At 32.4% G+C, this 18643-nt stretch carries 15 protein-coding genes; 10 read left to right on the top strand and 5 right to left on the bottom strand.

What is annotated here, in order from left to right; genetic code table 11:
* The first annotated feature begins 61 nt into the window (after positions 1 to 61).
* Positions 62 to 2920, top strand: a complete 2859-nt coding sequence (gene polA / locus LX78_RS02825) for a DNA polymerase I (RefSeq protein WP_109681115.1) — start codon at positions 62 to 64, stop codon at positions 2918 to 2920.
* A gap of 69 nt (positions 2921 to 2989) precedes the next feature.
* Here the strand turns inward: polA and LX78_RS02820 are convergent, their stop codons facing one another.
* Entirely contained in the window at positions 2990 to 5362 is a 2373-nt protein-coding gene (locus tag LX78_RS02820; protein ID WP_109681114.1) for an arylsulfatase, read from the bottom strand.
* 448 nt (positions 5363 to 5810) lie between these two features.
* Between LX78_RS02820 and rplM the strand changes: the two genes are divergently transcribed.
* From rplM to rpoN, 9 genes are all read left to right on the top strand, one after another.
* Positions 5811 to 6266, top strand: coding sequence for a 50S ribosomal protein L13 (rplM, locus tag LX78_RS02815; protein WP_109681113.1), 456 nt, complete (start codon positions 5811 to 5813; stop codon positions 6264 to 6266).
* Position 6267: 1 nt separating this feature from the next.
* Positions 6268 to 6654 (top strand): 30S ribosomal protein S9, encoded by a 387-nt coding sequence (rpsI, locus tag LX78_RS02810; RefSeq protein ID WP_109681112.1) that lies wholly within the window; start codon positions 6268 to 6270, stop codon positions 6652 to 6654.
* A 192-nt stretch (positions 6655 to 6846) separates the two neighbouring features.
* Positions 6847 to 7626 carry a 30S ribosomal protein S2 gene (gene rpsB, locus LX78_RS02805; RefSeq protein WP_109681111.1) on the top strand — a complete coding sequence of 260 codons (780 nt, stop codon included), beginning with the start codon at positions 6847 to 6849 and terminating at the stop codon, positions 7624 to 7626.
* A gap of 92 nt (positions 7627 to 7718) precedes the next feature.
* Complete coding sequence (gene tsf / locus LX78_RS02800) at positions 7719 to 8684, top strand: translation elongation factor Ts (RefSeq protein ID WP_109681358.1); 966 nt, start codon at positions 7719 to 7721, stop codon at positions 8682 to 8684.
* A 201-nt stretch (positions 8685 to 8885) separates the two neighbouring features.
* Positions 8886 to 9593 carry a UMP kinase gene (gene pyrH / locus LX78_RS02795; RefSeq protein ID WP_109681110.1) on the top strand — a complete coding sequence of 236 codons (708 nt, stop codon included), beginning with the start codon at positions 8886 to 8888 and terminating at the stop codon, positions 9591 to 9593.
* Positions 9594 to 9656: 63 nt separating this feature from the next.
* Positions 9657 to 10211, top strand: a complete 555-nt coding sequence (gene frr, locus LX78_RS02790) for a ribosome recycling factor (RefSeq protein WP_109681109.1) — start codon at positions 9657 to 9659, stop codon at positions 10209 to 10211.
* A 176-nt stretch (positions 10212 to 10387) separates the two neighbouring features.
* Positions 10388 to 12805, top strand: coding sequence for an efflux RND transporter permease subunit (locus LX78_RS02785; RefSeq protein WP_109681108.1), 2418 nt, complete (start codon positions 10388 to 10390; stop codon positions 12803 to 12805).
* A gap of 45 nt (positions 12806 to 12850) precedes the next feature.
* Positions 12851 to 14284 (top strand): asparagine--tRNA ligase, encoded by a 1434-nt coding sequence (gene asnS / locus LX78_RS02780; protein WP_109681107.1) that lies wholly within the window; start codon positions 12851 to 12853, stop codon positions 14282 to 14284.
* 234 nt (positions 14285 to 14518) lie between these two features.
* On the top strand, positions 14519 to 15976 hold the full coding sequence (rpoN, locus tag LX78_RS02770) for an RNA polymerase factor sigma-54 (protein ID WP_109681105.1): 1458 nt from the start codon (positions 14519 to 14521) through the stop codon (positions 15974 to 15976).
* Between the two features lie 72 nt (positions 15977 to 16048).
* On the opposite strand, the gene LX78_RS02765 is transcribed toward rpoN, so the two are convergent.
* The 4 genes from LX78_RS02765 to LX78_RS02750 are packed head-to-tail and all read right to left on the bottom strand — an operon-like array spanning position 16049 to position 18477.
* Positions 16049 to 16687, bottom strand: coding sequence for a DUF6705 family protein (locus tag LX78_RS02765; protein ID WP_109681104.1), 639 nt, complete (start codon positions 16685 to 16687; stop codon positions 16049 to 16051).
* A 7-nt stretch (positions 16688 to 16694) separates the two neighbouring features.
* Positions 16695 to 17339 (bottom strand): DUF6705 family protein, encoded by a 645-nt coding sequence (locus LX78_RS02760; protein WP_146192536.1) that lies wholly within the window; start codon positions 17337 to 17339, stop codon positions 16695 to 16697.
* A gap of 6 nt (positions 17340 to 17345) precedes the next feature.
* Positions 17346 to 17975: a DUF6705 family protein gene (locus tag LX78_RS02755; protein WP_146192535.1), complete on the bottom strand. Its 630-nt coding sequence runs from the start codon at positions 17973 to 17975 to the stop codon at positions 17346 to 17348.
* Between the two features lie 13 nt (positions 17976 to 17988).
* Entirely contained in the window at positions 17989 to 18477 is a 489-nt protein-coding gene (locus tag LX78_RS02750; RefSeq protein ID WP_109681101.1) for a hypothetical protein, read from the bottom strand.
* Between the last annotated feature and the right edge of the window lie 166 nt (positions 18478 to 18643).

Raw genomic sequence — 18643 nt, 5'->3', positions numbered from 1 at the left:
TAAAAACCTGAAAGGTCTGATAACTTTTTTGTAGCTTTGATGTTCTTACAAAAACAATCCAATGTCTGAACAAAAACGCCTTTTCTTAGTCGATGCTTATGCTTTAATTTTTCGTGGCTATTACGCTTTTATAAAAAACCCAAGAATCAATTCTAAAGGACTTGATACTTCTGCTATTATGGGTTTTATGAATTCACTTTTAGATGTTATAAAAAGAGAAAGACCAGACCATTTGGCTGTTTGTTTTGACAAGGGAGGCAGTGTAGACAGAGTTGAAATGTTTTCTGAATATAAAGCCAATAGAGATGCAACACCAGAAGCCATAAAAATTGCTGTTCCATATATTTGTGAAATTCTAAAAGCCATGCATATTCCAATTATGGTAAAAGAAGGATATGAAGCAGACGATGTTATTGGAACACTTGCTAAGAAAGCAGAGATTGAAGGCTACAAGACCTTTATGGTAACACCAGACAAAGATTTTGCACAATTAGTAAGCGATAATATATTTATGTATAGACCCGTTTTTGGAGGTGGTTATGAAACATGGGGAATTCCTGAAGTACAAAAGAAATTTGAAGTTGAACGTCCAGAGCAAGTAATCGATTTTCTTGGGATGATGGGAGATTCTTCCGATAATATTCCAGGACTACCTGGCGTTGGTGAAAAAACAGCGAAGAAATTTTTAGCAGCTTATGGAAGTATGGAAAATCTTTTAGCCAATACTCATGAGCTTAAAGGAAAAATGAGAGAGAAAGTAGAAGCTTCAAAAGAATTAGGAATGCTTTCTAAACAATTAGCAACTATTATGCTAGATGTTCCTGTGGAATTTGATGAAAAAGACTTTGAAATGTCTGAGCCAGATATTGAAGCAGTAACCCATTTGTTTCAAGAATTAGAATTTAGACGTTTGATTGATAATTTCTTAAAGACGTTTACTTCTGAAGATACTGCTGCTTCTAATGAATTATCTGATGCTTCAAAAGCTGACAATACTCCTAAAACTACTGCTAAAGAACAAATCTCTGCTGGTTCAGGACAGTTTTCGTTGTTTGGTGGCGAACCTTCATCTGTTTCAAAACTTGAAACAGTTTCAGAATATACAAGAAAAACAGCCGAAACATCGTCACATTTTTATCAAAGTGTGGCTTCTGGAATGGCTACCAAACTATTCATTAAAAATTTAATGAATCAAACAAGTGTTTGTTTTGATACTGAAACGACAGGATTAAACCCATTGACTGCAGAATTAGTTGGTATTGCTTTTTCATGGGAAGTTGGAAAAGGATTCTATTTGCCCTTTCCAGAAAACAAAGACGCAGCTCAAGAGTTGATTGAACAATTAAGATCGTTTTTTGAAGCTGAACATATTGAAAAAATTGGTCAGAATTTAAAATATGATATTAAAGTCCTTAGAAAATATAACATCAAAGTAAAAGGCAAATTATTCGACACTATGTTAGCGCATTATTTGATTAATCCAGACATGCGACATAATATGGATGTGTTAGCAGAAACGTATTTGAATTACACACCTATTTCCATAACGGAATTAATTGGTAAAAAAGGAAAGAACCAATTATCGATGCGAGATGTTCCTTTAGAGAAACAAACCGAATATGCTGTTGAAGACACTGACATCACACTTCAATTAAAAGAACATTTTACAAAAGAACTAAGTGAAGCCAACACCCAAAAATTGTTTGATGAGATAGAAATTCCTTTGCTTCGTGTACTTGCCGATATGGAACTAGAAGGAATTAATCTGGATACGGAATTTTTAAATTCACTTTCAGTAGAACTCAATAATGATATTGCTAATCTTGAAAAGAAAATTTATGAAGCAGCTGGCGAGGAATTCAACATTGCCTCACCAAAGCAAATGGGCATCATCCTTTTTGAGAAATTAAAACTGATTGACAAACCGAAAAAAACCAAAACCGGACAATATGCAACAGGGGAAGACATTTTATCTTATTTAGCAAAAGACCATGAGATTATTCGGAATATTTTAGATTATCGTGGACTTGCCAAATTAAAAAGCACCTATGTGGATGCACTTCCACTACAAGTAGAACCTTCTACAGGTCGTGTTCATACAGATTATATGCAAACCGTTGCAGCAACAGGTCGTTTGAGTAGTAATAATCCGAATTTACAAAACATTCCAATTAGAACAGAACGTGGTCGCCAAGTTAGAAAAGCCTTTATTCCTAGAAACGAAGACTACACCTTATTAGCAGCCGATTATTCACAAATAGAATTACGCATTATTGCTGCTTTAAGTGAAGAAGAAAACATGATTCAAGCCTTTAACAATGGCGAAGATATTCATGCTTCAACGGCTTCGAAAGTATTTAATGTCCCTTTAAATGAAGTAACACGTGAGCAACGAAGTAATGCTAAAACAGTAAATTTTGGTATTATCTATGGTGTTTCAGCTTTTGGTTTGAGTAATCAAACAGATTTATCCAGAACCGAAGCTAAAGAACTTATTGATACTTATTATACAACATATCCAAAGTTGAGAAACTACATTAGTAAACAAATAGATTTCGCCAGAGATCATGGCTATGTTCAAACCGTTTTAGGAAGACGTCGCTATTTAAAAGACATCAACTCTAGAAATGCTGTTGTTCGAGGAGCTGCCGAACGTAATGCCATAAATGCACCTATTCAAGGAAGCGCAGCAGACATTATTAAAATTGCCATGATTAATATTCACAACAAGCTGGTTACAAACAATTACAAAACTAAAATGCTTTTACAAGTTCATGACGAATTGGTTTTTGATGTCTATAAACCAGAACTAGAAACCATAAAAACATTGGTTAAAACTGAAATGGAAAAGGCTTTTAAATTAAAAGTACCTTTAGATGTCGATTTAGATGTTGGTGATAATTGGTTGGAGGCTCACTAATTATTCTTGTAAAAAAAACAAAAAAGTCCATTTAAAAATGGACTTTTTTGTTTTGAAATAAATCGAATCTTATTTTACATCAATAATTATTTTATCAATTTTTCCATTAAATCTATTTGTAATTCCATAATCAGCTACTTGCGTGCCTTCATCTATTCCAACATCTGCCATATCATCTACAGAGAATATGGTCATTTGAGTTTTGTCTACCCTGCTTTCAGCAGATTTTTTACCATCAACACTAATAGTAGCTGTACCTCCTTTACCACGACCACCACCATCATATTTAAAGTCCATTACAATTTTGTGTTTTCCAGATTTAAGTTTTTCAGTTGCTTTAACATTATAAGATTCTAACCCTAAAAAATTATATGTAAAAGCTGGAATACCATTCTTTATGTATAGTGAAAAACCTCCAAAACGACCACCTTGACAAACCAATACGCCGTTTCCATTATCATCAACTTCTACATCGGCAGTAATAGAAAACGATACATTATGTGTATTTATAAACACATCAGGCGCCATGCCTCTCATACCTTCTCCTAATACTAGATGTTTGCGACCATCCATAAGCGTTGGTCTTCCAACTGCAGCTGCATCCATTCTAATAAATACTCTATCATCAATTGGTAACACATGATATTTTTCAGCTTCTTTCATAAACAAATCTTGAAGCTCTTTAAGCTTTTCTGGATGCTTATCTGCAATATTATTTGTTAAAGTAAAATCTTCCTGCTCGTTATATAATTCCCAAATGTCATCTTGCAAAGATCTTATTGGTTTTGCTTGCCATGGTGCTTTATGTATAACTCTAGCTAACCATCCATCGCTATAGATACCTCTGTTTCCAAACATTTCAAAATATTGCACTTTATGCTGTTCTTCAGCATCCTTCTCATTAAATGTATAAACCAAACTGGTTCCTTCTATTGGGTTTTGTTTAATACCATTTACAACTTTTGGTGCAGGAACGCCTACTATTTCGTAAACTGTTGGTGCAATATCATTAACATGACTAAATTGTTCACGAATCTCTCCAGTTTTTGTAATACCTTTTGGATAATGAATAACCATTCCATTTCGTGTACCACCAAAATCTGAGGCCATTTGCTTAGTCCATGTAAAAGGAGCATCTAATGCTACTGCCCAACCAGCTGCCATGTGAGGATAGGTACTTGGACTTCCCCATTCATCATAATGTTCTAACATATCGTCAACCGTTTCAGGTACTTGATTGAAATAAGTCATTTCATTAAACATTCCATTCATGCCACCTTCTGCACTCGTACCATTATCTCCTGCTATATAGATAAATACGGTGTTATCCATAACGCCTAAATCTTCAATAGCTGCTTTTAAGCGACCTATTTCAAAATCGGTTTGTTGAGCAAATCCAGCATAAACTTCCATTTGACGAGCAAATAACTTTTTCTCCTTATCTGTTAAATCATCCCAGTCTTTTATATCCTTTGGCTTTGGAGCTAATTTTGCATCTTGAGGTATAATTCCTAATGCTTTTTGTCTTTCAAAAGTTTCTTGCCTCATAACATCCCAACCAGCATCAAACTTACCTTTATTCTTATCGATCCATTCTTGTGGTGTATGATGAGGTGCATGTGTTGCTCCAGGAGCATAATACATCATAAAAGGTTTTTCTGGCGTCATTGCTTGTTGAAAACGAACCCAAGAAATAGCTTGATTCGTCATATCAATCGTAAAATGATAATCAGGATCTTTTGGTGTTTCCATCATGGTTACACCATCATAGATTAAAGGAGCCCATTGATTGGTTTCTCCTCCTAAAAATCCATAAAACTTTTCGAATCCTGAATGAGCAGGCCATTGTGTTTGAGGCCCAGACACAGATAATTCCCATGGTGGAACACCATGACATTTACCAAACATAGCTGTATTATAACCATTTTGAAGTAGTACTTCTGGCATTGGTGTTATAGATTGTGGTCTAATAGCATCATTTCCAGGAAATGATGTTGCTGTTTCCGTAATAGAACCCATATTTACTGAGTGGTGATTGTAACCAGTCATTAAAGCAGACCTAGTAGGCGCACATAAAGCGGTTGTGTGAAAACGATTATAACGTAACCCATTATCTGCTAACTTATCTAGTACTGGCATTTCAATTGGTCCTCCAAAAGTATTAGTTACTCCAAAGCCCATATCGTCTATTAAAACAATTACAACATTTGGTGCCCCTTTTGGTGCTTTTACTTCAAAGCGAGGTGGCGCTTTTACATCTCTAACATCCAATTCTGTATAAAAAGGACGCTTGGGTTTTACTATAGGCAATACAGATCGATCGTAATCATCAGTATTTACAGCTATTTCAGGCTTAACTGCAGTTTCTGTCTTTTCCTGACAAGATGTAGCACAAATTCCAATAGCTAAAATACCCAAAACTAATTTTAGGCTTTTTTTCATAATTGATGGTGTTTAAATTTTAATAAAGGTATTAATTATGCTTTTCATTTTAAAACTAATTTAAAATAATTTAATCTGTTGTTTTAAATTCAACAAGAGATTATAAATTCTAATAGAATTTTTTGTCATTTGTTTTGGAATGGTAACGGTTCTGGAGTTTCCAAAGAGCTTTTTGTTAATTATCTTAATGAAGCTAATCTCAAAAAGACATTTATCTACTTAGAAAATAAATAGAGTTTGATAATGATGATTTTTCTTTTATTAATTTGAAAAGAAAAAGATATAATTTTCAATAAAAAATGTCTATAAAAAGATATTAACAGAGTTATCAAAAATATCTCACTACACTATTTGGTAATCAAATATATAATCGTAAATTTGCAAACTCTTTTAAAGAGAGGAATGTTTAATCTATTTCGCATCGTGCGAGATAAAAAAATTAATAAGTGTGGACACATTAAGCTACAAAACAATTTCAGCAAACAAAGCTACTGTTAATAAAGAGTGGGTTTTAGTTGATGCTGAAGGTCAAAGCCTAGGTCGTTTATGCTCTAAAGTTGCAAAACTTTTAAGAGGTAAACACAAGCCTAACTTCACACCACATGTTGATTGTGGAGATAACGTTATTGTTATCAATGCAGAAAAAATCAACTTAACAGGAAACAAATGGACAGATAAATCTTATATCCGTCACACAGGTTATCCAGGTGGTCAAAGAAGTTTATCTGCTACAGAATTGTTTGGAAAAGATCCAGCAAGATTAGTAGAAAAATCAGTAAAAGGAATGTTACCTAAAAACAAATTAGGTGCAGATTTATTCCGTAATTTAAATGTTGTTGTTGGTTCAGCTCATACTCATGAAGCTCAAAAACCAAAAACAATTAACCTAGAAGAATTCAAATAACATGGAAGTAATTCACAAAATTGGCCGTAGAAAGACGGCTGTTGCACGTGTGTATGTTGCCCCAGGAAAAGGGAACATCACGATTAATAAAAAAGACATAGCTGTTTATTTTCCTACTGCTACATTGCAGTATAAAGTAAACCAACCTATAGTTATGACTAACAATGATGGCAACTTTGATATTACAGTAAATGTATTTGGAGGAGGTATCACAGGTCAAGCAGAAGCAATCCGTTTAGCATTATCTCGCGTTATGTGCGAATTAGATGCGGAAAACAGATTAATTCTTAAACCAGAAGGTTTATTAACAAGAGATCCAAGAATGGTTGAGCGTAAGAAATTCGGTCAGAAGAAAGCTCGTAAGAAATTTCAATTCTCTAAACGTTAATTTATCTTCAACAAGATTGAGTGTCTTTATAATAAGTATCTCAATTTTGTTGAAACAAAACAAAAAAATAACCCAGTTATTGTTGTCCATGACCAAATGGTCAGGATTTAGTTTAGCATCTAAATGATTAAGGCGAATTGAAAAATGACCACTTAAACATTGCTAATACAACAGAACGTAAACTATTACAAAATGGCAGTAGAAGTAAAAGACTTACTTGAAGCAGGTGTACACTTTGGACACCTTACACGTAAATGGGATCCAAACATGGCTCCTTACGTATATATGGAGCGTAATGGCATTCATATTATTAACTTATACAAAACAGCAGCAAAAATAGATGAAGCTGGAGCAGCACTTGCAAAAATTGCAGCTTCTGGACGTAAAATTTTATTTGTTGCAACAAAAAAACAAGCTAAAGATATTGTAGCTGAAAAAGCTGGTAACATCAACATGCCTTACATCACTGAAAGATGGCCAGGTGGTATGTTAACTAACTTCGTTACTATTAGAAAAGCCGTTAAAAAAATGGCAACTATCGATAGAATGAAGAAAGATGGTACTTTCAATTCTTTATCTAAAAAAGAACGTTTACAAGTAGACCGTCAACGTGCTAAATTAGAAAAGAACTTAGGTTCTATTAGCGATATGACGCGTTTACCAGCAGCATTATTTGTTGTAGATATTAAACGTGAACACATTGCTATTGCAGAAGCTCAAAAATTAAACATTCCAATATTTGCTATGGTTGACACCAACTCTGATCCACGTCAAGTTGATTATGTAATACCAGCAAACGATGATGCTTCTAAATCAATAAGCAAAATTTTAACCCACGTAACAGATGCAATTGCAGGTGGATTAGCAGAACGTAAAGCTGAAAAAGATGCAACTAGTAAAGATGCTGAACCTAAAGCTGAAAAGAAAGCTGCTCCAAAAAAGAAAGCAGTAGCAAAAGACGAGGAAGAATAAATTATTAAAAACAACCTAATTAAGTCGTTTATTCTTTTCTAGTTTGAAAATAGATTAAACGACTTTTTTAAATATTAAAATATATGGAAGCTATGGTAAAAGTAACAGCAGCAGAAGTAAATAAATTAAGACAAGCAACAGGTGCAGGTATGATGGATTGCAAAAAAGCTTTAGTGGAAGCTGAAGGTAATTTTGACAAAGCCATTGAAGTATTACGTAAAAAAGGACAAAAAGTAGCAGAAAAAAGAGCTGACAGAGATTCTTCTGAAGGAGCTGCTATTGCAAAAATAAACGCAGACAACACTTCTGGTGTTGCAATTGTATTAGGATGTGAAACTGATTTTGTTGGTAAAAACGAAAACTTTGTAGCATTAGCTAACCAATTGGCTGATATTGCATTAAACTACAACACTAAGGAAGAATTTTTAGCTGCTGATTTTGGTGGAATGACTGTTTCTGAAAAATTAACAGAACAAACTGGAGTAATTGGTGAAAAATTAGACATCACGGCATTTGAAAAGTTAGATGCACCTTACGTAGGACAATATGTTCATATTAATAAAATTGCAGCCTTAGTTGGCTTATCTAAAGAAGTTGATAATGCTGATACTTTGGTAAAAGACGTTGCTATGCAAGTGGCATCTATGGGAGCAACAACATTGTCTTATAAAGATTTTGATTCTGCTTTTATAGCATCAGAAACAGAAGCTAGAATTGCAGTTATAGAAAAAGATAATATTGAATTAGGACGTTTAGGTAAAACACTTAAAAATGTTCCTCAATATATCTCTATGGCTCAATTAACTCCTGAAGTTATTGCTAAAGCTGAAGAAGCTGCAAAAGCTGAATTAAAAGCTGAAGGTAAACCAGAACAAATTTGGGATAGAATTCTTCCAGGGAAAATGGAACGTTTTATTTCAGATAACACCACTTTAGACCAAGAAAAATGTTTATTAGATCAAAACTTTATTAAAGATGAGAAGATAAACGTTGCTAAATATGTAGCATCTTATGGAGATGTTTCAATTACAGGTTTTAAACGTGTAACTTTAGGTTAACATAATATCTTCTAAGCGTAAAGCAAAGAATATAAATATAAAACCACTACTTTAATCAGTAGTGGTTTTTTTATACCATAACTTTAAACTCAATTTTAAAACATTTGAAAATTATTTTTAAAACTAAAAACAAAAAAATTATGTAGTTTTGCTAAACGTAAATTCCCACTTAGGGAATCTTTAACAGACCAAATTCAACTAATGAAATACAAAAGAATTCTTTTAAAATTATCTGGTGAAGCCTTAATGGGTAACAGACAATATGGAATTGATCCAGATCGATTATCTGAATATGCAAATGACATTAAAGAAATTAAAGAGCTGGGTGTAGAAGTTGCAATTGTTATTGGAGGAGGCAATATCTTTAGAGGTGTTGCAGGTGCTAGCAATGGCATGGATAGAGTTCAAGGAGACCACATGGGAATGCTTGCTACAGTTATCAATGGTTTGGCTTTACAAAGTGCTCTGGAAAATGCAGGTGTACCAACCAGACTACAAACAGCTATCCATATTGAAGAAGTTGCAGAACCTTTTATTAGAAGACGTGCTTTAAGACATTTAGAAAAAGGACGTGTTGTTATTTTTGGTGGTGGAACCGGCAACCCATATTTTACAACAGACTCTGCTGCTGTTTTAAGAGCTATTGAAATTAGTGCAGATGTTATTTTAAAAGGAACTCGAGTTGATGGAATCTATAATACTGATCCAGAAAAAGATTCGAAAGCAATTAAATTCGATCATATATCTTTCGACGATGTTTTAAGAAAAGGTTTAAAAGTCATGGACACAACAGCTTTTACTTTAAGTCAAGAAAACGAGTTACCTATTATTGTTTTTGATATGAATAAAAAAGGAAACCTTTTAAAAGTTGTTACAGGTGAAAATATAGGAACTAAAGTTAATTTATAATCCTTATTTTTAATCTTTGGCTTATTTTTTGAAACATCCTTTGTAATATTAAATTTTATTAAGATGAACGAAGACATTCAGTTTATACTAGACACAACAAAAGAATCTATGGATGCTGCCTTAAAGCATCTTGAAAAACAATTAGTAAATATTAGAGCTGGAAAAGCAAGTCCAGCCATGTTAGGTAGCGTTATGGTGGACTACTATGGTTCACAAACACCACTAAGTCAAGTTGCAAATGTAAATACGCCAGATGGCAGAACCATTACTGTTCAACCTTGGGAAAAAAATATGCTTCAGGAAATTGAACGTGGTATTATGTATGCCAACTTAGGTTTTAACCCAATGAATAATGGAGACACCATTATTATAAATGTTCCTCCATTAACTGAGGAACGTAGACGTGATTTAGCTAAACAAGCAAAAGCTGAAACTGAAGATGCTAAAATTAGTGTTCGTTCTGCTAGAAAAGATGCTAATACAGAAATAAAAAAATCTGATGTCTCAGAAGATCTTCAAAAGAATGCTGAAATAGACATTCAAAAGATGACAGACGCTTATGTTCTAAAAATAGATGCTATTTTAGATATTAAAGAAAAAGAAATCATGACAGTTTAATAAAAAAAGCGACTATATAGTCGCTTTTTTTTATTCATAGATTTTATAAAATCTATTCTTCACCAAATAAATTAATCTTTATTCAGATAAAGATCATCCAAATCATGACATTATCGCTAAAATCATTGAGCAAATACATTGCTTTTCCCTAACTTTGCGCCTGTTTTTAATAGCGTATGTTTAAACTATTTACAAAAGGGTTTTGGGATGTAATTGCTCGAGTAATTTTAAGAAATAAAATTGCCATACTTCTCGCAATTGTTTTAGCTACTGTTTTTTTTAGCACTCAGTGGGAAAATATGCGATTCACTTATACTGAAGCCAACTTACTACCTGATGATCATGAAGTAAATGTCGTTTATAACGATTTCTTAAAAGTTTTTGGAGAAGAAGGTAATTTAGTTGTTTTAGGAATAAAAGATTCTTCTCTTTTTACTGTTGAAAAATTAAATGCTTGGAACAAGCTCTCAGAAGAATTTAAAAGTCTAAATGAAATTGAAGCTGTATTATCCATTAAGGATCTTAAAAAATTAGTAAAAGATACCGAAAACGAGCGTTTTGAATTAATACCTTTTATTAAAGACTCTATAAATTCTATAACCCAATTAGATTCGCTTCAAGAAGAATTATTTAAGCAATACCCTTTTTACGATAATTTCCTTTTCAATAAGAATACTAAAACAATTAGGACAGCTATATATCTAAAAAAAGATATTGTTAATACATCTGCCCGAAAAGATTTTGTTTTTAATGAGTTATTACCAAAGGTAGAAGCTTTTGAAGAAGCTACCAATCTGGATGTTAGAATCTCTGGAATGCCTTATGTTAGAACCTTAAATGCACAAAACATTGTCGATGAAATTGGAAAGTTTATTGCCTTGGCACTTGGTGTAACATCGCTTATTTTCTTTTTCTTTTTTAGGTCGTTTAGAGCCACCTTAATTTCACTTATAGTAGTTTGTATTGGTGTTATGTGGACCTTTGGAATTATTGGTTTATTAAACTATGAGATAACGGTTCTTACAGCTTTAATTCCACCATTAATAATTGTTATTGGAATTCCAAACTGTATTTTCTTAATAAATAAGTATCAGCATGAAGTTAAATTACATGGCAATAAAGTAAAATCTTTACAACGTGTAATAACCAAAATTGGTAATGCTACATTAATGACCAATGTAACTACAGCTTCAGGTTTTGCTACATTTATGCTAACTGAAAGCACACTTCTAAAGGAGTTTGGTCTAGTTGCATCATTAAGTATTCTAGCTATCTTTATTTTATGCTTGCTTATCATTCCAATTATTTACACATTTTTACCTTATCCAAAAGACAGACATTTAGAACATTTAAATAAACGTTGGATAGGTGGTTTTGTAAATTGGATGGAACGTATGGTAAAACAAAGACGTATTACTATTTACATTACTTCAATTATTCTATTAATTGCCAGCATGATTGGCATCTATCAAATAAAAATTTCTGGTAGCCTAATAGAAGACATGTCTAAAGAAGCTGAGTTTTTTCAAGATATTCGCTTTTTTGAAGAAGAGTTTAATGGTATTATGCCAGTTGAAATTTTAGTCGATACCAAACGTAAAAAAGGCGTTATGAAGTTAGCCACTTTAAAACGCATGAATGAGCTAGAAGATGTTATTCTAGAAACTCCAGAATTATCAAGACCAATTTCTATTGTAAGTCTTGTTAAGTATTCTAAACAAGCCTATTATAATGGTAACCCTAAATATTATCAATTACCAACATCTCAAGAAAATAGCTTTATTTTAAGTTATGCAAAAAACTCATCGTCTGATCTAAACCTACTAAACAATTTTGTGGATAGTACTGGTCAATATGCTCGTATTACTACGTTCATGAAAGATATTGGAACAGACAAAATGGAGCGTATAGAAGATAATCTTCAAGCAAAAATAAATAAGGTTTTTCCTGCAGATAAGTACAACGTAACCATTACTGGAAAAGCACTAGTGTTTCAAAAAGGAACCAAATATTTAGTTAAAAACTTAGCCATTTCTTTGTCTCTAGCTATCTTTTTAATCTCTTTATTTATGGCTTACATGTTTCGTTCGTTTAGAATGATTGTGGTTTCATTAGTACCAAACTTATTACCTTTAGTTATAACTGCTGGATTAATGGGTTATTTAGGAGTACCAATTAAACCTTCAACCATATTAGTGTTTAGTATTGCTTTTGGTATTTCGGTAGACGACACCATCCACTTTCTTGCTAAATACAGACAAGAACTTCAGGCCAATCATTGGAAAATTAGAAAATCTGTTTATGCTGCACTTCGTGAAACTGGTGTAAGTATGTTTTATACTTCTATTGTTTTATTCTTTGGCTTTTTAGTATTTACTTTCTCTAGTTTTGGTGGTACTGTAGCGTTAGGAGCTTTAGTTTCTGCTACTCTACTTTTTGCTATGTTATCTAATTTACTGTTGCTTCCTTCTTTATTATTATCGTTAGAAAGAAGTATTGCTAACAAAGAAGTATTAAAAGAGCCTTCTATAAATATTATTCCAGAAGAAGATATAAATGAAGATGAATTTGAAAACGATAAAAACAACAATTAAAAAAATATAACAAAGAATTATCTTTGTGAACAAAATATGATTACAATGACATCGAACACAATTGCAAGCTTACTCTCTAAAGAAAACAAACTACAAGATGTTGAAGTTAAAGGTTGGGTAAGAACATTTAGAGCGAATCGTTTTATTGCATTAAACGATGGTTCTACTATAAATAACATTCAATGTGTAGTTGATTTTGAAAATACAGACGAAGCCGTTTTAAAACGTATAACTACTGGAGCTGCTGTATCAATAAAAGGATCTCTAACCGAAAGTCAAGGAAAAGGACAACAAGTAGAAATACAAGTAAAATCTATTGAAATTCTAGGAGATTCAGATCCTGAGACATTTCCAATTCAACCTAAAAAACACTCTTTCGAGTTTTTAAGAGAAAATGCTCATTTAAGAACAAGAACTAGCACTTTTAGTGCTGTTATGCGCTTACGTTCTTCATTATCTTTTGCTATTCATAAGTATTTTAATGAAAATGGCTTTTACTATATGCACACACCAATTATTACTGGAAGTGATGCTGAAGGAGCAGGAGAAATGTTTCGTGTGTCTAATTTAGATGCTAAAAATCCACCTTTAGATGAAGATGGAAACGTTAATTTCAAAGAAGACTTTTTTGGAAAAGAAACCAACTTAACAGTTTCTGGACAATTAGAAGCTGAAACCTATGCTATGTCTCTTGGAAAGGTATATACGTTTGGTCCAACCTTTAGAGCCGAAAACTCAAACACATCCAGACATTTAGCAGAATTTTGGATGATTGAACCAGAAGTCGCTTTTATGGATTTGGCAGGAAATATGGACTTGGCAGAAGACTTTATGAAATCGGTTTTAAGTTATATACTTGAACACAATCGCGAGGATTTAGAGTTTTTAGAAAGCAGATTGTTAGACGAAGAAAAAACAAAACCACAAGCCGAACGTAGTGAGATGAGCTTAATTGAAAAAATTAAGTTTGTAGTAGATAACAATTTTAAACGTGTAAGCTATACAGAAGCCATTGATATTCTTAGAAATTGTAAACCAAACAAGAAAAAGAAATTCAAGTATATTATTGAAGAATGGGGAGCCGATTTACAAAGTGAACACGAACGTTACCTAGTAGAAAAACATTTTAACTGTCCTGTTATTTTGTTCGATTATCCAGCAAACATTAAAGCATTCTATATGCGTTTAAACGAAGATGGAAAAACCGTTCGCGCCATGGATATTTTATTTCCTGGTATTGGAGAAATGGTTGGAGGCTCGCAACGTGAAGAAAGACTAGACGTATTAAAAGCAAAAATGAAAGCCTTAGGCATCGACGAAGAAGAATTGTGGTGGTATTTAGATTTAAGAAAATACGGAACTGCAGTGCATTCTGGTTTTGGTTTAGGGTTTGAGCGCTTAGTGATGTTTGCCACAGGAATGGGTAACATTCGCGACGTAATTCCTTTTCCTAGAACACCTCAAAATGCTGAGTTTTAAAAATGAGCATTCAGAGTGAAGCGAAGAATCTTATGGATTAAAATTTTCGTTTTAAATAAGTAATTCAAAATAATATCATAAAACAATCTATAACCATGTTTATATAGATTGTTTTTTTTATTTTTATATGAAATGCCATGAACAAAAAGTTGAAAACCAACTGACATATAATAAGGCATTGCATCTGACCGTTGAAAAACAATAAAAATTAACAGATGAAACCAAATCATAATAATGCTTAAACAATTTTTACAATTTAAATTATCGCAAAAGTTATCGCCTCAGCAAATCCAGTTGATGAAGCTGATACAATTGCCAACACAAGCATTTGAGCAACGCTTGAAACAAGAGTTGGAAGAAAATCCAGCCCTAGAAAGTGGGAAGGAGCAAACAGATGAATATGATGACGATTTTGACAATACAGACGATTACGAAGATGATAATGAAACTATAAATACAGACGACATTAATGTAGACGACTATTTAAGCGACGACGATGTGCCTGATTATAGAACCCAAGCCAATAATTACAGTAGTGACGATGAAGAAAAAACCATGCCTTATGCAGCTGGTATTTCTTTTACACAACATTTAATCAATCAACTAAACACCTTTAGATTAACAGACGATGAGTTTGATATTGCAGAATTTTTAGTTGGAAGTATTGATGAAAGTGGTTATATACGTCGCGAATTAAGCGATATCATGGACGATTTAGCTTTTACACAAAACGTCTATACCACAGAAGAAGACATTGAGAAAGTACTAAGAATAGTGCATCAATTGGATCCTGCTGGTGTAGGAGCAAGAAATCTTCAAGAGTGTTTAAGCATTCAATTACACAGAAAAGAGAAACGTCCAGATGTAGAGTTGGCTATAGATATTATTGACAATGCTTTCGAGAAATTTACTAAAAAACACTATAAAAAACTACTTCAAAAATTCGATATTACAGAGCAACAACTAAAAGATGCCATTGACGAAATTGAACACCTAAACCCAAAACCTGGAGGTTCTTATTCTGGAAATAATAGAATGGTGGAACATGTAGTTCCAGATTTTGCTATAAAGATTGTAGATGGTGAATTAGAACTGACCTTAAATGGGAGAAATGCACCAGAGCTTCACGTGTCTAGAGAATACAATAACATGCTTAAAGGTTATAAAGAATCTAAGGACAAGTCGAAATCGCAAAAAGATGCTGTGATGTTTATTAAACAAAAGTTGGATGCAGCCAAATGGTTTATAGATGCTATTAAGCAACGTCAGCAGACTTTATTTGTTACCATGAGTGCTATTATGCATTATCAAAAAGAATACTTTTTAACTGGCGATGAACGTAAATTAAGACCCATGATTCTTAAAGACATTGCAGACGAAATAGACATGGATGTTTCTACGGTTTCCAGAGTTACCAATAGCAAATATGTAGATACGCCTTATGGCACGAAATTGATTAAAGAATTCTTCTCAGAATCGATGACTAACGACCAAGGAGAGGAAGTTTCCACCAGAGAAATTAAAAAAATTCTTGAAACTGTTATAGAAGACGAAAACAAAAGAAAACCTTTAACAGATGAAGCACTTGCCAAAATTTTAAAAGAAAAAGGCTATCCTATTGCTAGAAGAACTGTGGCAAAATACAGAGAACAATTAGATATTCCTGTGGCTCGATTGCGTAAGAAGATATGATAAATAAATTTGCCACGAATAATTAAAATATTCGTGGCAACATATTTTTTAAATTTCAAGCTAAGCTCTTAATTATTGCTTAATAAATGTATAAACTCCTACAGGAATTGTTATAATCTCGGGACCAGAATAGTTAATACTTGCATTTTCATTAAATCTCATGGTTATTTTTGCTCTAATTTTTTCTACGCCACTTTCAACAAATCGAGCCATTACAATTCCTCCCCATAATCCAGGTTTGGTAGGTTCTTTAATACTTAATATTATAAAACGCGTATTTGGAGCACATTCAGGACAGGGTGGAAATCCAATATCATTTGTTGTAATAGAGTAAGAAACTATGTTATTATTTCGCATGGCATCTTCTTGATTGACAATATTAGGAATTCCTATTGGCTCGATTAAAGGGAATGTATTTACCAATTCAACACTATTTTCTATATATTGATATTCTCCAACAAGTAAATCGGAATAATCACCCACACTAGAAGTATATTGCTCTACTTTATTAAAAATAATGGTTAAAGAATTATTGCCACTTTCCCATTTCCAAGTACCAACATAAGGATTATAATCGTTATCAACGTCTTTTAAATAGGCTTCATCTTCTGGAAGTTCAACCCCATTAATATTATAAATTGGTACGATGTTTTGGGCTTTACAGCTTAAAACTAATAATAAAATAATATATGTTATAAATACCTGTTTCAAAAAAATATTAATTCTGTTTTATAAATGTATAAACCCCATCTGGAATAGTTATATTATCTGGTCCGGAATAATCAATACTTGCATTTTCATTAAACTTCATATTAATTTTCGCTCTAATTTTTTCTACACCACCTTCTACAAATCGAGCCATTTTAATTTCACCCCATAATCCTGGTTTTGTTGGATCTGAGATACTTAAAATTATAAAACGCGTATTTGGCGCACATTCTGGACATGGTGGAAACCCTCTATCTATTGTTGTTATTACAATTGATGATATATTATTATTTAAGGGATCTTCTTGGTTGACTATATTAGGAACTCCTATTGGTTCTATTAATGGAAATGTATTGACCAATTCAACACTATTCTCTGTGTACTTGTATTCGCCTAAAAGAAAATCAAAATAATCTCCACTACCTGAAGGATAATGTTCAAATTTATTAAAAATGATTGTTAAAGAATTATTTCCACTTTCCCATTTCCAAATACCAACATATGGGTTATAATCGTTATCTACATCTTTATAATATCTATTTGTAATGGTTTCATTTGTTTGATTACTTGTAACAGGATATAAGGGTGTTATTGATTGTGCTTTACAGCTTAAAACCAAAGAAAAAATAAAGTATGTTACAAGAAAGTATTTCAAAAAATATTAATTCTGTTTAATTAAAGTATAAATACTATTTTCTGGAATAGATAACTCACCATTTGAGTTAGATAAATTGTGTGTCTTATAAATTCTAGCTCGAATTTTTTCTACACTACTTTCTACAAAACGTGCCATAACAATATCTCCCATCAAGTTTGGCTTTGCTGGGTCTGATATCTCTAAAATAATAAAGCGAGTATTAGGTGCGCATTCTGGGCAAGGTGGAATCCCTTTATGGGTATCGGCAATTCTTATAGATACTATGTTATTTTCCCAAGGATCTTCTTGATTGACAATATTAGGAATCCCTATTGGTTCAATTAATGGAAATGTATTTACCAATTCAACTCCATTCTCTATATATTGGTATTCTCCAACTAAGAGGTCTGAAAAATCTCCATGCCCATTATTATTATAAACTACTTTATTAAAGATAATAGTTAAAGAATTATTCCCACTTTCCCATTTCCAAGTGCCAACATAAGGATTATAATCGTTATCTACATCTTTATAATATTGGTTCACAATAATCTCATTAGTTGGACTACTATCTACAGGATATAAAGGTGTAATTGTTTGTGCTTTACAGCTAATCAAAAATAAAACACTAAGAATTTTAAATATATTTTTCATTTTTTCATTTTTTTTAATTACAAGGTACATCTATTGGCTCATTCTCTATAGGAAGTACTGAAATAACAAAATGCCATATTTCTCCATTGTATTCTAAAGTTATGTAAGAATATAAAAAAAATTTAATTTCTTCCCCATTGTCAGTAATAACAAAATTTTCGAAAGTAGCTTCTGCCAAAAGAGGAGTCTCAATTTTAAAGGACCAAGCTTCACCTCCATTAGAAGTGACATGCAGTATCTCATCTGTTAATATTGAAAAAGACCCATCGTTAGCATCAATTTTTGAGTTAGAACCTAGATTCGAATTAGGATTTGAAGTTTTATTTTTAGTCTTGGTTTTGTTAATATCAAAACTATTAGAAATCTTTTTTAAAGATTTTTGTAGCTTACTGTTTTGTTGTACTTCATCCAAACTAAGTATTTGCGAGTGTATGTCTGGATACTTATTTGAATTATTTTGCTCTACTAGTTCAAAATCGTCTTTCTGACAAGTAAATAACAATACATTTAATAAAAGAAAACAGATTATTTTGAGTAGTGAAAATTTTGGCAATTTGGCAATTAGTATTTGATGTTTCACAAACTAAAAAAAGCGTTATTGATTAATTCTCTATAAACCTAAAAAATCAAATCAAAAAAAACATACATAATAACACGTATATTTGAAC

This window comes from Xanthomarina spongicola (genome assembly GCF_003148645.1).
GTDB lineage: Bacteria > Bacteroidota > Bacteroidia > Flavobacteriales > Flavobacteriaceae > Xanthomarina > Xanthomarina spongicola.
This window is presented reverse-complemented; position numbering and strand designations above follow the sequence as displayed.

Coding starts and splice junctions, on each gene's coding strand:
- rpsB (WP_109681111.1), top strand. CDS start 6,847: ATGGCAGTAGAAGTAAAAGACTTACTTGAAGCAGGTGTACACTTTGGA.
- asnS (WP_109681107.1), top strand. CDS start 12,851: ATGACATCGAACACAATTGCAAGCTTACTCTCTAAAGAAAACAAACTA.
- tsf (WP_109681358.1), top strand. CDS start 7,719: ATGGTAAAAGTAACAGCAGCAGAAGTAAATAAATTAAGACAAGCAACA.
- LX78_RS02785 (WP_109681108.1), top strand. CDS start 10,388: ATGTTTAAACTATTTACAAAAGGGTTTTGGGATGTAATTGCTCGAGTA.
- LX78_RS02820 (WP_109681114.1), bottom strand. CDS start 5,362: ATGAAAAAAAGCCTAAAATTAGTTTTGGGTATTTTAGCTATTGGAATT.
- rpoN (WP_109681105.1), top strand. CDS start 14,519: ATGCTTAAACAATTTTTACAATTTAAATTATCGCAAAAGTTATCGCCT.
- rpsI (WP_109681112.1), top strand. CDS start 6,268: ATGGAAGTAATTCACAAAATTGGCCGTAGAAAGACGGCTGTTGCACGT.
- frr (WP_109681109.1), top strand. CDS start 9,657: ATGAACGAAGACATTCAGTTTATACTAGACACAACAAAAGAATCTATG.
- polA (WP_109681115.1), top strand. CDS start 62: ATGTCTGAACAAAAACGCCTTTTCTTAGTCGATGCTTATGCTTTAATT.
- pyrH (WP_109681110.1), top strand. CDS start 8,886: ATGAAATACAAAAGAATTCTTTTAAAATTATCTGGTGAAGCCTTAATG.
- LX78_RS02755 (WP_146192535.1), bottom strand. CDS start 17,975: ATGAAAAATATATTTAAAATTCTTAGTGTTTTATTTTTGATTAGCTGT.